General features: G+C 49.0%; 24 protein-coding genes. 14 read left to right on the forward strand and 10 right to left on the reverse strand.

All coding sequences use genetic code 11. The features are described 5' to 3' along the window. Positions 1–121 precede the first annotated feature (121 nt). From AC4PME_RS06590 to AC4PME_RS06645, 12 genes are all read left to right on the forward strand, one after another. Entirely contained in the window at positions 122–1,078 is a 957-nt protein-coding gene (locus AC4PME_RS06590) for a calcium/sodium antiporter (protein WP_490708219.1), read from the forward strand. Next, positions 1,079–2,050 carry a KpsF/GutQ family sugar-phosphate isomerase gene (locus tag AC4PME_RS06595; RefSeq protein ID WP_490708220.1) on the forward strand — a complete coding sequence of 324 codons (972 nt, stop codon included), beginning with the start codon at positions 1,079–1,081 and terminating at the stop codon, positions 2,048–2,050. It begins immediately after the preceding gene. Then, positions 2,050–2,604: a 3-deoxy-manno-octulosonate-8-phosphatase KdsC gene (gene kdsC, locus AC4PME_RS06600; protein WP_119500188.1), complete on the forward strand. Its 555-nt coding sequence runs from the start codon at positions 2,050–2,052 to the stop codon at positions 2,602–2,604. The genes AC4PME_RS06595 and kdsC overlap by 1 nt, the downstream gene beginning before the upstream one ends. Further along, positions 2,601–3,164: an LPS export ABC transporter periplasmic protein LptC gene (lptC, locus tag AC4PME_RS06605; RefSeq protein WP_119500187.1), complete on the forward strand. Its 564-nt coding sequence runs from the start codon at positions 2,601–2,603 to the stop codon at positions 3,162–3,164. Before kdsC ends, lptC begins: the two co-directional genes overlap by 4 nt. After that, a complete protein-coding gene (gene lptA / locus AC4PME_RS06610; RefSeq protein ID WP_119500186.1) occupies positions 3,133–3,702 on the forward strand; it encodes a lipopolysaccharide transport periplasmic protein LptA in 570 nt (189 codons plus the stop codon). The genes lptC and lptA overlap by 32 nt, the downstream gene beginning before the upstream one ends. 5 nt (positions 3,703–3,707) lie before the next feature. Beyond that, the gene (lptB, locus tag AC4PME_RS06615) at positions 3,708–4,433 is read left to right on the forward strand and encodes an LPS export ABC transporter ATP-binding protein (RefSeq protein WP_119500185.1); all 726 of its coding nucleotides are present in this window, start codon (positions 3,708–3,710) and stop codon (positions 4,431–4,433) included. A gap of 95 nt (positions 4,434–4,528) precedes the next feature. After that, positions 4,529–6,013 carry an RNA polymerase factor sigma-54 gene (locus tag AC4PME_RS06620; RefSeq protein ID WP_119500184.1) on the forward strand — a complete coding sequence of 495 codons (1,485 nt, stop codon included), beginning with the start codon at positions 4,529–4,531 and terminating at the stop codon, positions 6,011–6,013. Positions 6,014–6,045: 32 nt separating this feature from the next. Next, positions 6,046–6,333: a ribosome hibernation promoting factor gene (gene hpf / locus AC4PME_RS06625; RefSeq protein ID WP_119500183.1), complete on the forward strand. Its 288-nt coding sequence runs from the start codon at positions 6,046–6,048 to the stop codon at positions 6,331–6,333. Between the two features lie 8 nt (positions 6,334–6,341). Beyond that, positions 6,342–6,785 carry a PTS IIA-like nitrogen regulatory protein PtsN gene (gene ptsN, locus AC4PME_RS06630; RefSeq protein WP_119500182.1) on the forward strand — a complete coding sequence of 148 codons (444 nt, stop codon included), beginning with the start codon at positions 6,342–6,344 and terminating at the stop codon, positions 6,783–6,785. Between the two features lie 46 nt (positions 6,786–6,831). Continuing rightward, entirely contained in the window at positions 6,832–7,677 is an 846-nt protein-coding gene (rapZ, locus tag AC4PME_RS06635) for an RNase adapter RapZ (protein WP_119500181.1), read from the forward strand. Beyond that, positions 7,677–7,949 (forward strand): HPr family phosphocarrier protein, encoded by a 273-nt coding sequence (locus AC4PME_RS06640; RefSeq protein WP_119500180.1) that lies wholly within the window; start codon positions 7,677–7,679, stop codon positions 7,947–7,949. Before rapZ ends, AC4PME_RS06640 begins: the two co-directional genes overlap by 1 nt. A 53-nt stretch (positions 7,950–8,002) precedes the next feature. Beyond that, positions 8,003–8,746, forward strand: a complete 744-nt coding sequence (locus tag AC4PME_RS06645) for a substrate-binding periplasmic protein (RefSeq protein WP_491045165.1) — start codon at positions 8,003–8,005, stop codon at positions 8,744–8,746. Between the two features lie 17 nt (positions 8,747–8,763). On the opposite strand, the gene yiaA is transcribed toward AC4PME_RS06645, so the two are convergent. From yiaA to AC4PME_RS06660, 3 genes are read right to left on the reverse strand one after another with little or no spacing between them, the layout of a single operon-like run. After that, on the reverse strand, positions 8,764–9,156 hold the full coding sequence (gene yiaA / locus AC4PME_RS06650; protein ID WP_491045164.1) for an inner membrane protein YiaA: 393 nt from the start codon (positions 9,154–9,156) through the stop codon (positions 8,764–8,766). 18 nt (positions 9,157–9,174) lie between these two features. After that, the gene (locus AC4PME_RS06655) at positions 9,175–9,948 is read right to left on the reverse strand and encodes a DUF2145 domain-containing protein (RefSeq protein WP_490708221.1); all 774 of its coding nucleotides are present in this window, start codon (positions 9,946–9,948) and stop codon (positions 9,175–9,177) included. Further along, entirely contained in the window at positions 9,945–10,286 is a 342-nt protein-coding gene (locus AC4PME_RS06660) for a hypothetical protein (protein ID WP_490708222.1), read from the reverse strand. The genes AC4PME_RS06655 and AC4PME_RS06660 overlap by 4 nt, the downstream gene beginning before the upstream one ends. 113 nt (positions 10,287–10,399) lie before the next feature. Between AC4PME_RS06660 and AC4PME_RS06665 the strand changes: the two genes are divergently transcribed. Beyond that, a complete protein-coding gene (locus AC4PME_RS06665; protein ID WP_119500175.1) occupies positions 10,400–11,155 on the forward strand; it encodes a helix-turn-helix domain-containing protein in 756 nt (251 codons plus the stop codon). Positions 11,156–11,295: 140 nt separating this feature from the next. Next, the gene (gene mgtE / locus AC4PME_RS06670; protein ID WP_119500174.1) at positions 11,296–12,654 is read left to right on the forward strand and encodes a magnesium transporter; all 1,359 of its coding nucleotides are present in this window, start codon (positions 11,296–11,298) and stop codon (positions 12,652–12,654) included. Between the two features lie 27 nt (positions 12,655–12,681). On the opposite strand, the gene AC4PME_RS06675 is transcribed toward mgtE, so the two are convergent. The 7 genes from AC4PME_RS06675 to AC4PME_RS06705 form a co-directional block, all read right to left on the reverse strand. Then, a complete protein-coding gene (locus tag AC4PME_RS06675) occupies positions 12,682–13,428 on the reverse strand; it encodes a response regulator transcription factor (protein WP_490708223.1) in 747 nt (248 codons plus the stop codon). A gap of 63 nt (positions 13,429–13,491) precedes the next feature. Beyond that, positions 13,492–14,196 (reverse strand): spondin domain-containing protein, encoded by a 705-nt coding sequence (locus AC4PME_RS06680; RefSeq protein ID WP_119503296.1) that lies wholly within the window; start codon positions 14,194–14,196, stop codon positions 13,492–13,494. A gap of 8 nt (positions 14,197–14,204) precedes the next feature. Continuing rightward, positions 14,205–14,879 (reverse strand): spondin domain-containing protein, encoded by a 675-nt coding sequence (locus AC4PME_RS06685; RefSeq protein ID WP_232373536.1) that lies wholly within the window; start codon positions 14,877–14,879, stop codon positions 14,205–14,207. Between the two features lie 178 nt (positions 14,880–15,057). Next, positions 15,058–15,516, reverse strand: a complete 459-nt coding sequence (locus tag AC4PME_RS06690; RefSeq protein WP_181013649.1) for a ClpXP protease specificity-enhancing factor — start codon at positions 15,514–15,516, stop codon at positions 15,058–15,060. Then, positions 15,513–16,145, reverse strand: coding sequence for a stringent starvation protein SspA (gene sspA, locus AC4PME_RS06695; protein WP_119500171.1), 633 nt, complete (start codon positions 16,143–16,145; stop codon positions 15,513–15,515). The genes AC4PME_RS06690 and sspA overlap by 4 nt, the downstream gene beginning before the upstream one ends. 112 nt (positions 16,146–16,257) lie before the next feature. Further along, complete coding sequence (locus tag AC4PME_RS06700; protein WP_119500170.1) at positions 16,258–16,992, reverse strand: cytochrome c1; 735 nt, start codon at positions 16,990–16,992, stop codon at positions 16,258–16,260. After that, positions 16,989–18,254 carry a cytochrome b gene (locus AC4PME_RS06705; RefSeq protein WP_119500169.1) on the reverse strand — a complete coding sequence of 422 codons (1,266 nt, stop codon included), beginning with the start codon at positions 18,252–18,254 and terminating at the stop codon, positions 16,989–16,991. The genes AC4PME_RS06700 and AC4PME_RS06705 overlap by 4 nt, the downstream gene beginning before the upstream one ends.

Raw genomic sequence — 18,254 nt, forward strand, 5'->3', positions numbered from 1 at the left:
CAACAGCAACTGTTGCACTTATAACCAGTTGCAACCGTATTAGCAGGTATTCTATCTAAACCGTATGCAAATGCTGTACTTTTTGCGACAATCCGAAAAAACAAAGGACGAATGGTAACTTGTGATACTTTCTATCTGTATTTTCCTGCTGGGTCTTGCTGTACTTAGCTGGAGTGCCGACCGCTTCGTTTATGGCGCTTCCGCACTGGCGAAAAATATCGGAATCTCCCCCATGATGATTGGTTTAACCATTGTCGCTATGGGGTCATCAGCACCGGAAATTGTTGTATCGGCTATCGCCTCCTCAAATGGCAATATGAACACAGCGGTAGGTAATGCGCTGGGCTCGAATATTACCAATGTTGCTCTTGTGCTGGGTATCACGGCCCTGGTAAAACCGCTCGTCGTCTCTTCCTCTACATTAAAACGTGAATTCCCGGTTCTGCTTGGTGTAACCGTGCTTGCCATGTTCTTTCTTAATAACGGCAAACTGGCTCACCTGGAAGGCATGATTCTCCTCGGCCTGTTTATATTTGTACTCGCAGGTATGGCCTGGATTTCATTACAGGTAGATAAAGAAGATCCCCTGGTGAAAGAAACTGACGGAGAAATTCCCGATGGTGTAAATACCGGTTCTGCGGTGTTGTGGGTTGGCGTGGGTATTGTGTTACTGCCACTCAGCGCCCATTTCATGGTGAATGCGGCAGTAGATATCGCCCATTTTTTCGGTGTGTCCGACCTGGTGATCGGTCTGACAATCATAGCGCTGGGCACCAGCTTACCGGAACTGGCCGCCAGTGTGGCCGGTGTACTGAAAGGTGAAAGCGACCTGGCACTGGGAAATGTTATCGGCTCGAATATCTTTAATCTGCTGGCAGTATTAGGTATGCCTGGGCTCATTGCTCCCGGGCTACTGGACGAGAATGTGTATAACAGAGACATGTGGGTGATGTTTGGTCTCACAGTGTTATTATTTTTCCTGAGCTTTAATTTTATCGGCAAACGCCAGTTAGGCCGCCTGGAAGGTGGCATCTTTGTACTATGCTTTGTGGCGTATCAATTCTGGTTATTTGGTTAAATGAGTAATTCACCGTATATCGCGTCAGCCAGACGGGTCATAGAAATTGAAACCAGCGCAGTAAGTGCGCTGGCATCCCGGCTGGACAATAAATTTGAGCAAGCCTGCACCTTGTTGTCTGAATGCAAAGGCAAAGTCGTCGTGTGCGGCATGGGGAAATCCGGCCACATCGGGCGTAAAATTGCTGCGACTCTTGCCAGTACAGGCACACCGGCCTTTTTCATGCACCCTGGCGAAGCCAATCATGGCGATCTCGGCATGCTCAGTCAGACAGACATATTGCTGGCCATTTCAAATTCCGGAGAAACCGGCGAACTGGTGAATCTGCTTCCCGTGGTCAAGCGGCTGTCTGTGCCTGTCATCGCGATGACGAACAGCGAATCAAGCACCCTCGGCCAGCATGCCGATGTGGTACTCAATATCAGTGTGGAAAAAGAAGCCTGTTCGCTGGGGCTTGCACCGACCTCAAGTACTACAGCAACGCTGGTAATGGGTGACGCGCTGGCCATTGCACTGCTGGATGCTAAAGGATTCACATCAGATGATTTCGCCCTCTCTCACCCGGGCGGCAGTCTGGGCCGGAAACTGTTACTCAAAGTGGGCGATATCATGCTGACCGGCGACGCTCTTCCTCTTGTATCGTCTGCCGCGACCATTTCACAGGCTCTGCTGGAAATATCTTCTAAAGGTCTGGGAATGACAGGTATTACAGATGACAGCGGCAAACTCAGCGGTATTTTTACCGACGGCGATCTGAGACGAATCCTGGACGCCAGAACCGACATTCATACCACTCCGGTAGCCAATGTTATGACCCGCGGCGGGAAAACTACCCGCTCCGCTACACTGGCAGTGGAAGCGTTAAATTTAATGGAAAAACACAAGATCAGTGCGCTGATGGTGGTGGATGAAAATGATCACCCCGTCGGCGCATTCAACATGCATATGTTGCTTAAAGCAGGAGTTCTCTGATGGGACATGAAGTCACTTTTTACGGTGTGATCAGTGAAGAGCGGTTTGAAAAACTCAAAGGGCTGAAACTGCTCGTTTGTGATATCGACGGCGTATTTTCTGACGGCAGAATTTACCTTGGCAACAATGGTGAAGAGTTAAAAGCCTTTCACACCCGCGATGGCTATGGCGTTAAAGCATTAATAAACAGTGGTGTGGACGTTGCTGTCATAACCGGCCGCGACTCGGCCATTGTAAAGAATCGCATGACCGCCCTGAATGTGAAGCACATTATTCAGGGTCAGGAAGATAAAGCCACGGCTATGGCTCAGTTGTGCGAAATGTTGAATCTGGCGCCATCAGAGGTCGCAGCTATCGGTGATGATATGCCGGATCTTGGCATGTACCGGTTTGCCGAAACAAAAATTGCGGTGAAAGATGCCCATCCGGCCGTTACCCGCGAAGCGAACTGGATCACCACAAAAAATGGTGGATTCGGGGCAGTACGGGAAGTCTGTGATGTAATTTTACAAGCGCTCGGTACGCTGGACACCATACACGGGGCCAGTGTATGAACCGTTTAGGGATCAGTATTTCTGCGCTGTTTGTTATGGCGCTGCTGATGTACCTTCCTGTATGGATGGCAGAAGAGCAGGCACCGGCGAAAAAAGCCGGTGCAGACGCCTTACGCCCTGCCTATAAAGCAAAGAATTTGACAACCACGCTGTACAACGAAGAAGGCAAACTCAACCACGAAGTCTTTGCCGCCTCTATGGAGCATTACGACCAACTAGGCTTTGTGTTATTCGACCAACCCAAATACACTGTCTATGTGAATGATGACGAGGCCCCATGGCAAGTTACCGCTGATGAAGGCACACTCTACAACGATGACCTGATCCAGCTGGAAGACAATGTGCTGATAAAAAGCCTGAACCCTGAAGAGTTTATCCAGACCATCACAACCAATTTTATTAAGGTGAATCTGGATGACAAAACCATGACTTCAGACCAGCCGGTAGATATACGCGGCGTACAGACCATCATTAAAAGTAACGGTTTCAATGCGAACCTGCGTACCCAACAATATGAGTTAATTGATCATGTGCAGACAATTTATTCCCCGGGCAGTTAGCCTTTTTGCAGTAATAACGCTGCTTGCTGTTGCCGGTGAGGCAATGGCCGGCTCCGGTGATTTTGAAAAGCCGATTACCGTGGATGCCAAGTCACAGTTTATCGACGGTAAGAAGAAAAAATCGGTTTTTAAAGACGATGTGAAAATCACCCAGGGTTCACTCATTATTGCCGCAGATGAAGTGGAAGCCATCGCCAGTGAAGGCGAAGGAAAAGAAATTTTTATCGCCCGCGGAAAACCAGCCAGTTATTCTCAAACCCTGGATGACGGTGCAAAGGTAAAAGCCAGCGCAAATGAAATTCGCTACGAAGTCGCCAAACAACTTATTTCCTTGCAAGGTGATGCGAAAATCCAGCAAGATACCAGCATGGTCCAGGGAGATAGCATCACCTATGACATGTCAAAAGAGCAACTTCTGGCAACCGGCGGTGAAAGTAACAGCAACGGCCGGGTAACCACGGTTTTCCGTCCTGACACAGTTAAAGAGTTGAAGGAAGAGAACAAGACTTCAGACAGCAACGAAAACGAGGGTAACTGAGTTACATGGCAACCCTGAGTGCGACTCATCTGGCAAAGTCGTATAAATCACGCCAGGTCGTCCGTGACGTTAGTTTATCGGTTTCTACCGGACAGATAGTAGGTCTGCTGGGTCCTAACGGTGCAGGTAAAACCACAACGTTTTACATGATTGTCGGTCTTGTGCCGCTGGATAAAGGCAAAATCCTCATAGATGAGCAGGAGCTGACTCACCAGCCAATGCACGAACGTGCCCGCCGGGGAATTGGTTATTTGCCCCAGGAGGCATCCATTTTCCGCAAGCTGACCGTACATGAAAACATCATGGCGATATTGCAGACGCGTAAAGACTTAAAAAGTCATCAACGTGAGCAGGAAGCGGATGCACTACTTGATGAATTTAATATTAACCATATACGTAATAGCACAGGTATGAGTTTGTCGGGTGGCGAACGCCGCCGGGTTGAAATTGCCCGCGCACTGGCAGCCAATCCGCAATTTATTTTGCTCGATGAACCCTTCGCCGGAGTTGACCCGATTTCGGTTAATGATATAAAGAAGATCATTCAGCACTTACGGGACAGAGGTATCGGTATCCTCATCACCGACCACAATGTCAGGGAAACCCTTGATGTGTGTGAAGAGGCCTATATCGTCAGTCATGGAGAACTGATTGCTCAGGGCACCGCAGAACAGGTATTAAGTAATCAAAAAGTTCGTGATGTATACCTTGGTGAGCAATTCAGGCTATAGTTAAGATATCGGGATGAGCATTTAGCGGAGATTTCGCCACCGGCACTCACACCGCTACAACCGGATGTCCTTTTTAGAGTTTATATAAGACGTAGATGAAACCATCTTTACAGTTAAAATTTAGCCAACAACTGACAATGACGCCTCAGCTTCAGCAGGCGATCAAGCTATTGCAGTTGTCTACGCTGGACTTACAACAAGAAATTCAGGAAGCCCTCGACTCTAATCCTTTGCTGGAAGTCGACGACAGCTCCGACAACGATGTAATTGAGAAAAATAACATCGATAATGATGACAGCATGCAAGAGTCTGCATCAGCCTCATCTTCTGACAGCATGGATACCGGGGAAGCACTGGAAAAGAATGATTTACCGGACGAGCTGCCCATCGACAGTACCTGGGATGAGTACATTTCTGCGTCTTCTGCACCCGCGCCCGGCCCTTCCGGTGGCGACGATGAACAAATCTTTCAGGGTGAAACCACCGAAAATATTCAGGACCATCTGCTGTGGCAAATGCGTCTGACACCTTTTTCTGATACAGACCGCGCCATTGCACTGGCGATCATCGATTCTATTGATGAGTCCGGCTATCTCACGGTTACCGTTGACGACATTCTGCAAAGCGTTAACAGTGAAGATATGGAAGAGCCCGTTGAAGAAGATGAGGTTGAGTGTGTACTTAAACGTATTCAGCTTTTTGATCCTCTCGGTTCCGGGTCCCGCACACCGCAGGAGTGCTTGTTAGTTCAGCTGGCACAATTTGCACCGGAAACACCGTGGCTGGAAGAAGCTAAACTGCTGCTCAGAGAGCATTCCGATCTGTTGGGCAGTAAAGACTACCGTACGTTAATGCGTAAAACCCGCCTGAAAGAAGATCAGTTGCGGGAAGCGATGCGTTTGCTGCAAACGCTTAATCCCCGTCCGGGCAGTGCATTAATTACGAAAGAACCCGAATATGTCATTCCGGATGTATCGGTTGCGAAGAAAAATGGCCGTTGGGTTGTAGAATTAAACCCCGACAGCCTGCCTAAGCTCAGTGTTAATCAGCAGTACGCTGCAATGAGCCGTAAAGCAAGAAACAGCAGCGATTCACAATTTATCCGCTCTCACATGCAAGAAGCTAAATGGTTCATTAAGAGCCTTGAGAGCCGGAACGATACGCTGCTGAAAGTAGCAAATTGTATTGTTCAGCAACAGATGGGCTTTTTTGAGCATGGCCCTGAAATGATGAAACCAATGGTGCTGAATGATGTCGCAGAAATGGTAGATATGCACGAATCTACTATTTCCAGGGTAACAACGCAGAAGTACATGCACACGCCCCGTGGTATTTTCGAGTTGAAGTATTTCTTCTCCAGCCACGTTGCCACTGAATCAGGTGGAGAGTGTTCATCGACAGCGATTCGCGCCCTGATTAAGAAGCTGGTTGCCGCTGAAAATCCAGGCAAGCCACTGAGTGACAGCAAGATTGCTTCGTTGTTGGCCGATCAAGGCATTATGGTTGCCCGGCGAACAATAGCAAAGTACCGGGAATCCTTGTCGATCCCGCCGTCTAACCAACGCAAAAGCCTTATCTAACTTAAGGCTGCTCAAAATAAGGAAGACGAAATATGCAAATCAACCTTTCTGGTCATCACATTGAGATCACTGATTCTTTGCGTAATTATGTCGATACTAAGTTCAGCAAACTGGAACGTCATTTTGACCACATATCAAATGTGCACGTTATTTTAAATGTTGAAAAGCTTAGCCAAAAAGCAGAAGCAACGGTTCATCTTAGCGGCGCGGAAGTCTTCGCCTCTTCCGAAAATCAGGACATGTATGCTGCCATTGACAGCATGGTCGATAAACTCGACAGGCAGGTCCTGAAACACAAGGAAAAGCTTAAAAAGCACTAATTGAATTCATGGATATACAAGCCATAGTCAGCCTGGACCGCACCGAGTGTGCGGTCCAGTGCAATAGCAAAAAACGCATTCTCGAAATCATCAGCGGGATTGCAGCTAAAAATAACCCCGATGTAGATGAAGCCACCGTGTTAAGTAGCCTGCTGGCCCGTGAGCGAATGGGCAGCACAGGTATAGGTAACGGCATTGCCCTCCCCCATGGTCGTCTGGCCGGACTGGAAAAAGTCATCGCCATTGTGGTTACCAGCACGCCCGCCATCGATTTTGATGCAATCGACAATAAACCTGTGGATATTTTCTTTACTCTGCTTGTCCCTCAGGAACAAACCGAAGGACATTTACAAACTCTGGCCATGGTTGCCGGGAAACTCAGCGATAAAGAAACCATAAAAACTATCCGCAAAGCTCAGACAAGTGATGATATTATTCGCGCATTACAGTAACTTAGTGTAATACGCACCGACAACACGTGACTTCAGGAGAAACGGCGTGAAGTTAATTATCATCAGCGGACGTTCAGGTTCAGGAAAATCAGTAGCACTTCGTGCCCTTGAGGATCTGGGGTATTACTGCGTCGATAATATTCCGGTTAATCTGCTACCAGCCCTGACACACACTGTCGCCGATGAATACGAGCAGGTAGCTGTGAGTATTGATGTCAGGAACTTGCCTAAAGAGCCTTCTGAGCTGGTTGAAATTCTCGACTACCTGCCTCAGTCATGGACTGTCACCATCGTATATATTGACGCAAGTGACGATATGCTGGTGCGCCGGTTCAGCGAAACCCGCCGGTTACACCCGCTGGCCAAACTGAATAAATCATTGTCTGATGCCATTCAGACAGAACGGGAATTACTGGCCCCCGTAGCAGAAAGAGCGGATTTGAATATTGATACCGACTCTCTGAGCATCCACCAGCTGGCAGAATTAATCCGCGAGCGTATCCTCGGTAAGAAAAGCTCACGACTTGTTCTGGTATTTGAATCATTCGGCTTTAAACACGGTATTCCCAAAGATGCAGACTATGTATTTGACGCCCGTTTTCTGCCAAACCCTCACTGGGAGCCGGATTTAAAACACCTGACAGGCCTGGATACACCGGTTCAGGTTTTCCTCAGTTCCCAGCCTATTGTGACTAAATTTATCTGGCAGATTCAGAACCTCATCACGACCTGGCTGCCGCACCTTGAACGGAATAACCGCAGTTATGTGACAGTCGCTATCGGATGTACCGGCGGACAGCACCGTTCAGTTTATGTAGCGGAATCACTGGCGAAAAACTTCCGGGAATCTCATCCTGATGTCCAGATCCGCCACAGGGAGCAAAGTAAATAATGCGCATAGAGAAATCTCTGACTATTGTTAATAAACTGGGCCTGCATGCCCGGGCTGCAACGCAGTTGGTGCAACTGGCGAATCAGTTCGATGCCGAAGTTATTTTACAAAAAGGCGATAAGCAGGCTAATGCCAATAGTGTACTGGGACTGATGATGATGGAAAGTCATCAGGGGGAACAGGTTACTGTGATCTCTGAAGGTCCTGATGCTGAAGCTGCAATGGATGCTGTTGAGGCATTAATTGCAGGCAGATTTAACGAAGATGAATAGCGCCGGCACACCACTGAGTGTGTAGTGCCGGCGAAGGCTTAAAGGCAAACCCGTTGAAACGTTTCATCAGTTTAATCATCTTTTTGACAGCGATGGCTTATCAAAGCTCTGTATGGTGTGCTGAGCACAGAAAAAGTCTGACAACCGGTGGTACAGCCTGGCCTCCTTATCTGTACATAACAGACAATAATGAGCCGGCCGGTGAAGACTACCAATTGTTGAAGTCGGTTTTAGGCAAGCTGGATTATGCACTGGAAAGCCAGATCCTGCCTGAAAGACGGGTCACTCAGCAAATAGAACTGGGGCAAATTGATGTAGTTACAGGTGCAGCTTTCACACCGGCGAGAGCACTGAAAAACTATTTTTCTGTTCCTTACCGCAAAGAAACCATCAGCTTTGCCTTTCATCCTTCCCATCATAACGAATATGCCGGCAAATCTCTTGAAACCTTACTAAGGGAAGGCAAAACCCTGGCGTTAAATACCGGTGGGTGGTTCGGCGACTGGTTTAATGAAACAGTCACTGAGCAGTACAGCGCGCAGCTTATTCATCTGGATTCCGTTAAACGGCGGTTACAGTTTCTGAACAGAGGCCGTGTCGATTTGGTGCTGGACGATATCAGAGTGATTAGCTTTAATGCTGAACTGCTGCATCTCGAACTGGAAATCAGTAATAATCCCGTTAACGTACAGGACGTCCACTTCATGTTCAGTAAACAATCTGTGGACCCGGGCTTCATCGATAAATTCAATCACGTCCTGTCTGACTATGTTAAAGACCCGGATCCTGCGATCTGAGCCTTCAACCTCACGTCTTATTCCGCTGCCGCATTGTCCCTGACATTTTTTTGCACCGTAATCGCGGCAAACAAACTCAGTACAAAAGCCATCCCATAAAATCCTTTTTCACTCAGCAACAGGTTGGCATTTACCAGACCAACGACTAACAGTGCAATAGCAGAACCAAGGCCAAACCAGCACAACATCAGGTATATTTTCGTTGTCTGTATGCCTTCCATTTTGTCCCGCACTGTTTTTTGTACAGACACGGCAGCAAACAGTCCAAAGAGAAATACAGCAAAGTAGTAGCCTTTTTCATTAAGTGGCATATCGGCATTCAGTAGTCCGGTGATGTAAGCAGCAAATCCTGTCAGCAGTGCAATAACAGAAGCAATAAAAAAGGCTTTCGTTGGTTTATTTGCGTTCATGATGATCTCCGTTTTATATCAGTGACTGGCATACAGCACGGTTTGATGTGCCACCAGTTGATTGTTTTCCAGATAATTAGCAATTGTGGTAAACGTAGCGGTTTGTATCGCGCCAGGATGGTCGCTTAACGACACACCGCTGCTCACCCAACTGCCTAACCGCAACTTCATTTTGTTAACCTTCACCGGCTGTGCTTTAAACCATGCCTGCGTATTGTTTTTCAGGCGATGACTGTCAGTAGTGTCGTAAATAGCAGCATTCAGCACATCAAGGGTGTACTCAGTGCAGTTTTGCTTTCCTTCCGTAAACGGGCTCGCAATAACGGAATAGGACGGTTCGTGAAGCAATTTCGCCTTGTCCTGCGCATACAGGGCAACGATTTTCTGCTGCACTCCCCAATCGGGAATAATAATGCCGGCTTTTAATTCTGTAGCTCCCCAAAAGAAATCCACCGGATAATCCGTTTTCAGTACGCTTGTACCCGGCTTATCTGCCAGCTGATATAAATTGTGTATTGCATACCCCTGCTCTACCGTGCCGTCATCCAGCGTAACATCGGAATACAGTGCAATTGCCGTATGGGTAAATGAAATACCTTCAGGCAAGTCTTCAGGCGCCCGTCCAACCCGCGCAATGATCGCCGCATAGGCTCCCTGCTCAGCCAGATAATGCTCGGTTTGCTTTGCAAACTTTATAATCGACTCCGGGGCGTGCCGGCGGGGGGCTTCTTCCTGACTGCCGGCAAATACAGGCAACGCCAGACACGCGAGCATTGCTATGGCGGACCTCATTGAGTTTTCCCCTGTGTCACGATAGTCTGGTTTATCACCACGTTGGGTGCCGGGTCTGCAGTAATCACCCGTTTTGTTACTGGTAGAGGTTTATTGCTTTTCTCAATGCTATGGTGAACGGAGTGGGCTGAATCTGCCGCAATCACTGCCACTCCTACACTCAAAACGACCGGTGCAACTGATACCGCGCTGGCCACAGACGCCGTTGTTTGCACGCTTTCCGTTGCTGCAAGCACACTGTGTTTACTTGCCTGACCGCTGTGTTGTATTGAGTCGTCGGCCATTGCACCGCAACTCAGTGTCAGTATTGCTAAACCTGATATCAATCCATGTTTCATTTTCAGTTCCTCAGTAGTGACTGTGTATTCACAGTAGTCCGGAGAAGAACATTAATAAACTCAAATAATTGATGTAGACTATTTCAACACCAAAAGTATCACTTATTAATACTATGCAGCAGATTAAGCAACTCATCGGCACCCTGAAACGCAGTTTGAAGCAGCGGGGTTTTACTTATAAATCACTGGCGGAGCGCCTTGACCTGAGTGAGGCAAGCATTAAAAGATGTTTTGCACAGGAAGCCTTTACTCTGGAGAGACTGGCACAAATTTGCGATGTGATGGACCTGACCCTCAGTGAACTGTTTCAACTCAGCGAACGGGAACAGCCCGCCCTGTCCCAGTTAACAGAAGAGCAGGAAAAAGAGTTACTGGCTAACCCGAAGCTTTTGCTTATGGCCGTGCTGGTAAGGGACGGATGGCAGTTTGACGATATCACCGGTCATTATGAGATAGACCCACTGGAAGGTGTCAGGCTGCTGGCAAAGCTCGATAAACTCAGGCTGATAGAACTTTTGCCCGGCAACCGGTACCGTCTGCGCATTGGCCAGAATTTCCGCTGGATCCCGGGAGGACCGTTAGCACAGTTTATGGAACAGGAAGTTATGGTGAAGTTCATGGCGCCGAAGCGGGGTGAGCCCTGGCTGTTCAGGCTATACATCCGCGGCCGCTATTCAGAGGAATCCATCCGGATCATTGAGAAGCGCCTGAAGCAACTGTCAACGGAAGCGGCAGAATTAAACGATGCTGATTCATCTTTACCGGTTTCAGAACGAACGCATATTGGTATGTTGCTGGCGATGCGTCCCTGGGAACCCTCCCTGTTTGAAAAGATGCGCAGAGAGCAAAGCGAAGCGCAGCAGCAATAAATCACCCCGATGCTCACAATTTGTGCAAACGGACTGTTTGTGACGATTCGCAGGCAGATATACGCCGCTTTCCCGATGACAGTTTCCGGAGGGTAAGGTATTCTTTATCTACCTCCCTGTTTGTTTCTCAAAGGATTTCCGTGGCAGAAGCACTCGAAAGCAAATCAGCACAAAGCCAGCTATGGGCTCTGAATGCGGCGTTAAATGACGGCCGTTTTGTTTCTGTGCGCAAAATGCTGCATGAGCTGCCACCCAGCGATGTTGCCCTGATCCTTGAATCCAGCCCGACCCGGACCCGTGATGAACTTTGGGACCTCATAGACGGCGATTTTCACGGCGATATTTTAGAAGAACTGTCAGAAGATGTACGTAACGGTATTATCAGCAAGATGGTGCCTGAGAAGGTTGTTGATGCCCTTGAAGAAATGGACACCGATGACCTGGCGGAAACGTTAAGCAGTCTGCCGGATGAAGTATTGCAGGACATTCTGCAGTCCATGGATACTCAGGACAGACACCGGGCAGAACAGGCGCTGTCTTACGGTGAAGAAACCGCCGGTTTTATCATGAACACCGACACCATTACGTTGCGTCCTGACGTAACTGTTGATGTGGTGTTGCGCTATCTCAGACTGAAAGGGGATCTACCGGAAAACACGGATACATTTTACGTGGTCAACCGCACAGACAATCTGGTGGGCATTGTGCCGGTAGCACGCCTGCTGACTGCGGATCCCGACGATAAAGTGTCAGAGGTCATGGATGATGATCCCGAAGCGATCCCTGTTAATATGCCTGACGGTGAGGTTGCCAGTCTGTTTGAACGTTACAACTGGTTGTCAGCCCCTGTTGTGGACGAGAAAAACCGCCTTGCCGGTCGAATTACCATCGATGACGTAGTCGACATTATCCGCGAGGATGCGGAGCACTCGATGATGAGTATGGCCGGTCTGGATGATGAAGAAGATACTTTCGCGCCGGTGTTACAATCTACCCAGCGCCGCTCCGTATGGCTGGCTGTGAATCTGGTTACCGCCCTCCTTGCCGCAGCGGTCAGCGACTTATTTGAAGCAACACTGAGCCAGATGGCCGTGCTTGCTATCCTGAATACCATCGTTCCCAGCATGGGTGGTGTAGCCGGTAATCAGACACTCACGCTGGTTATCCGTGGTATGGCACTGGGCCATGTCAATGGCAGCAACGCAAAGTGGCTGGTTAATAAAGAGCTGGCAATCGGCCTGTTAAACGGCGTAATGTGGGCAGTACTTATCGCTTCTGTAATAGGTCTGTGGAAGCAGGATGTTATGCTTGGCCTCGTTATCGCCTTCGCCATGCTCGTCAACATGATTGCCGCTGCGCTATCCGGTGCAACCTTACCCATGATCATGAAACGTCTGAAAATCGACCCTGCGCTGGCCGGCAGCGTTATTTTGACAACCATTACCGATGTGGTGGGTATTTTTGCCTTCCTGGGAACTGCGTCACTGCTTTTAACCTGAGCATATTCACGCCCCGGCAGCCACGTCTTAATACGTGGCTGCAGAATATCTGTCAGCAGACGCACGATGCTGCCGGAGACTACTTACCGGCGGCCGGGGCGTAAAGCGGTATCCTACTCCCCTCACGGTTTCCAGCATAGCGGCCACGCTCTCATCTGCAGCCAGCTTACTGCGCAACCGGTTGATGTGTGACACCACGGTATGTTCATAGCAGTCAAGCTGATGACCCCACACTGTTTCCAGTAGCTGATTACGGCTGAATACCTGATTGGGATGACGGACAAAATGCGCAAGCAACATAAATTCCGTAGCGGTAAGCGGCAGAGCCCTTTCGCCGATCCTTGCCTGATGGGATTTGATGTCCAGAGATAACCTGCCAGACTGCAAAAGATGACATTCCGGCGGCTTTTCCTCATATTCAGGACGATAGCGGCGAAGCTGCACTTTCACTCTTGCCTGTAAAACCCTGTCGTGGCACGACAGCATCACCACATCGTCTGCGCCGAGTTCCAGCGCGAGGATATGGTCAGTTTCACTTTGAGATGCGGTAGCAATAATGACAGGCAGCAGAGGGTATTGCCGGCGGATTTGACGGCATACATCCAGTCCGCAGCGGCCGGGCAATACAATATCCAGAACCACCAGACTAAATTGATTTGCCGAGATTGCCTCACAGGGGTCGCTAAGCGTTGTCACACACTGGTGTCCCAGTGCCTCCAGACACTTGCGGATCCGTTGTGATTGAGCCTGATCATGCTGAGTTAACAAAATCATCTTCCCTCCGGCTGTTTTCATATGCAATGACTCGCATAGAAACAGACCGGAGGTGCCGGTATTTTATTCCACCCGGGTGATAATTAATTTCATCGCCGGATTGTCAAAACGGTGTTCTGAACCCAGAACAGAGTCTGTCAGTCCATCCTCTGCACTGACAACGCCGCCATGAAATGTGACAGCATCAAGGGCCTCTCTGCCTTCGCTGACACCTTCCCCGCCATCTGCCGGACCGGGTATAGTGCCCGCCGCCTCCGTATTGTCTTCTGTACCCGCATCGTAGACATGGGGCAACATGGTAAGCGCGTCATTTGTCACCAGCGCAGATAAATCCAACCCGGTTATTCCTGTGAATCCGTCATTGGTATTTACCAGCATAGTGACAACACTCAACAAAGCAGAATCACTGGCTTCCATGGTAAGCATAAAGGTTTCGCTGCTTCCGGGCATCAATGGCTCAGTACCGGCTTCTGCAACCAGCGTCTCGTCCTGTGCTGTCAGTGCACTGCTGTCTCCTCCTTCGGCAAGCATGGCTAGCCCGTCCGATGCAGCGCTGCCGGTTTGCCACAGAGTCACAGAGTCACTGGCAATCACCGCGACCGGCGAGAATAGTTGTGCAGCGGTCAGATTGGTTACGGTTATTTCATAAGTGCGCATTTCTGGTGCCGGTGGTTCAACGACGGTTTCATCATCGTCATCTGAACACGCCGCCAGGGTGAATAAAGCGACGGTCAGTGCGCTTAAGCGTATTATCCGTTGATTCATCATATCCACTCCTATTCACTTACCGTCACAACCACTCTGGCTACGGGATTGAGCCAGCGCTGTACCGTGTTTTGAACATCACTCATGCCACCGCTTAGCATATCGTCTCCCAGATTGCCGGGATGGATATGAACGGTCGCATTGGTGATAGTGGCATTCACCCCGGTGCCGTCCGTGCCGACTAACGCTTCCAGAGGAGGAGGAACCGGCATACCTGCTTCACCGGGTACGCCGCTACCGCGAACTTCATCATTGGCCTCGGTACCGGCATCATAGGCATTCAGGTAAATCATGTAGGTGCCGGGAGTTTCCGGTATGGTCCAACTGTCTAAACCAACAAAGCCATCATTGGTGGGCAACAACATGGCTACCAGACTCAGTTGGGTATTGCCGTCAGTGGTGGTCAGCATGGCAGATGTGGTCATTGCCGGCATAAGTAATCCGCCAGCGGGATTACTGACCATATCAGCAGACGCTCCGGCCGCCACTGTTTCCAGCCCTGAGATATCACCGCCTTCCGCCATAGCCTGCAATTCTGTGCTTGCTGCTTCACCGGTCACGAACAGATGGGTGTCGCTGCTGTGTGCTGCTATGAATAAAGGTGTGAATGCGATACCCCGGGTGAGGTTTTCCACTGATATTTCTACTTCAGCGGCGCTTAAAGTAAATGCCGGCAGGGTGGCCATGCAGAGGGTTGTGTAGCGAAGGGTTCTGTTTGCCATGATAAAGCTCTCTGTTGTTGTATGGAGCATTTATCCTGGCGCAGGATCCTCCCGGTTTGCTCACGGCCAGATCACAACAGCAGTACTTTTAAGAAACAGTATTAAACAGAATTAAAAAATCCGGCGCGGAGGCCGGATTTTTTTATTTAATGATTTTCAGCGTAGGTTTGCCTTTCTTCGGCGGCACCGGCGCGTTCTCAGAATCGCCATCGGTAACGTCGGAAGACGGTCCGTTCAGCGTGTCAGTATCGTCATCGCTCAACTGTTCAGGCGCCTGCATTTCATCTTCAACGGCAAAAACAGTTCCTGCGCCATTCTCACGGGCATAGATTGCCAGTACAGCATGGCAAGGCATATAGATCTGGCGGGGTTGCCCACCAAAACGAGCCTGAAACGAAATAGCGTCCAGATCCAGCGAGAAGTTAACGCACGCAGAAGGAGAAACATTAAGCACGATCTGGCCGTCTTTAATGAATTCCTGCGGAACATCAACACGATCCACCGTGGCATCTACCACAATGTAGGGCGTTAACTGGTTGTCTACAATCCATTCGTAAAATGCACGCAGCAAATACGGCTGATTGGATGTCATTTTACTCATAACGGATTATGAATTTCGCGTTCCTGATCAGTCAGAGAAGCTTTGAAAGAACTGCGGGAGAAAATGCGGTTCATGTATGCATTCACTTCTTTACTGCCATTACCGGTCAGAGTGATCCCCAACGCAGGTAAACGCCACAACAGCGGTGCCAGGTAGCAATCCACCAGGCTGAATTCTTCACTCATGAAGAATGGCATTTCAGCAAAGATAGGACCTAATGAAAGCAACGCTTCACGTAATTCATTACGTGCAGCTTCTACATCACCTTCATTACGGAAAATACGCGCAGCCAGAGAATACCAGTCCTGTTCGATGCGGTGCATCATCAAGCGGCTCTGACCACGGGAAACAGGGTATACCGGCATCAATGGAGGATGAGGGAAACGCTCATCTAAGTATTCCATGATGATATGGGATTTATATAACACTAACTCTCTGTCAACGAGGGTTGGCACAGTACCGTAGGGGTTCAGATCAATCAGATCCTCAGGCAGGTTAGTTGGATCAGTGTAGCTAATTTCAACACCCACACCTTTTTCCGCCAAAACAATACGAACCTGGTGACTATATATGTCAATAGTATCTGAGAACAACGTCATGATTGAACGCTTATTCGCGGCTACGGCCATTCATTTTCCTCCGTCGAGAGTGTTACCTTGCCCGGCCGTATTGCGACCAGAAACAAATGCTAAAAAAGGGGGCGGAATGCCCCCTTGCGTATTATACACAAATTAACAGAAATTAGTGCACTTCCTTCCAGTATTCTTTCTTCAGTAAGAAAACGAAGATGAACAGCACAACAATGAACACCAGTACCCACTTTCCGATAGCTTCGGATTGCAGGCGGAACGGTTCGCCACTGTATGCAAGGAAGTTAACCAGGTCAGCAATCGCCTGATCGTACTCTTCTGTGCTCAGCGCACCGTCACCATCGGTTTTAATACCCACAAACTGCTCTTTCATTTCACCGTCAACCATGGTTTCTTCATGGGTTAAACGGGGCGTGCCCTGAAGCGGCTGAAGGACATGAGGCATACCTACATCTTTAAATACCACATTGTTCACACCAAACGGACGGCTTTCATCAACATAAAAGCTGCGCAGGTAAGTATAAATCCAGTCGGAGCCTCTGACGCGGTTCACCAGCGTCAGGTCAGGCGGCGCCGCACCAAACCAGGTAGCAGCTGCTTCTTCAGGCATAGAACGGGTGATGTAATCCGTCACCTTCTCACCGGTAAACTGGAGGTTTTCCTGACCAATCTCATCAGGAATACCTAAATCGGTGAAGGTACGCTGATAGCGCTGGTATTGCATAGAGTGGCAACCCAGGCAGTAATTCATAAAGATTTTGGCACCGCGCTGTAACGACGCTTTATCGGTTAAATCAACTGGCGCTTTGTCCAGATGGACATTTCCGCTGGCAGCCATCGCCATACCCGGTACGAGGAATGCCAGTAACAACATTAGTTTTCTCATTTCGGGATCCTCGCTGGTACAGGCTTCGTCGTTTCATTTTTGCTGTATAAGAACAGTGCCACGAAGAAACCAAAATACAACACGGTAGCCACCTGAGAAGCAATGATTTTCCAGTTTTCCTGTGGTGTACCGCCCAGGTAACCAAGGAATACGAATACCGCAGCGAAAAGCAGCAAGTTGACTTTGTGCAGGCCACAGCGGTAACGCCATGACTTCACCCGTCCACGGTCAAGCCACGGCAGTGCAAACAGGGCCGCAATGGCACCAAACATAGCAATAACACCAAACAGCTTATCCGGCACCGCTTTGAGGATGGCGTAGAAAGGTGTGAAGTACCACACAGGGAAAATATGCTCCGGCGTCTTCAGCGGGTTAGCAATTTCAAAGTTTGGATGTTCAAGGAACTTACCCCCCATTTCTGGCGCAAAGAACATGATGTAACAGAATACGAAAAGGAAGATACTGAACGCCACTAAATCCTTAAGCACGATGTGCGGGAAGAAGGGCACCACATCATCAGCGATGTCATATTTACTGGTGTAGTACTCGTGGATTTCGTATTTAGTCTTTTCACTTTCAGGCAGAGAGCCCTTCTTGTGCTTGATGGCCACACCGTCAGGGTTATTAGAGCCCACTTCGTGTAATGCAATGATGTGCAGGAACACAAGAATGACAATGACCAGTGGCAGAGCGATAACGTGCAGAGCAAAGAAGCGGTTCAGCGTAGCACCGGAGATAACATAGTCGCCCTGAATCCAGATGACCAGGTCCGGACCAATCACCGGAATCGCACCGAACAGAGACACGATAACCTGTGCGCCCCAGTAAGACATTTGGCCCCAGGGAAGTACGTAGCCCATGAAGGCTTCGGCCATTAACGCGAGGTAGATAAACATACCGAAAACCCACAGCAACTCACGGGGTTTCTGATAGGAGCCGTAAATCATGCCGCGGAACATGTGCATATACACCACAATAAAGAACGCAGATGCGCCGGTACTGTGCATATAACGGATGATCCAGCCGAAATCGACTTCACGCATAATGTACTCGACAGAGAAGAATGCTCCTTCCGCCGTCGGGTTAAAGTTCATGGTTAACCAGATACCGGTTACGATTTGGTTGACCAGCACGATGGTGGCCAGAAAACCAAATACGTACCAGAAGTTCATATTACGTGGAGCAGGATATTGAATGGCGTGCATATTCGCCACACGCATCATCGGGATACGCTCTTCAATCCAGTTTAAAAAAGCATTCAT

It is taken from the genome of Alteromonas sp. (assembly GCF_984505615.1).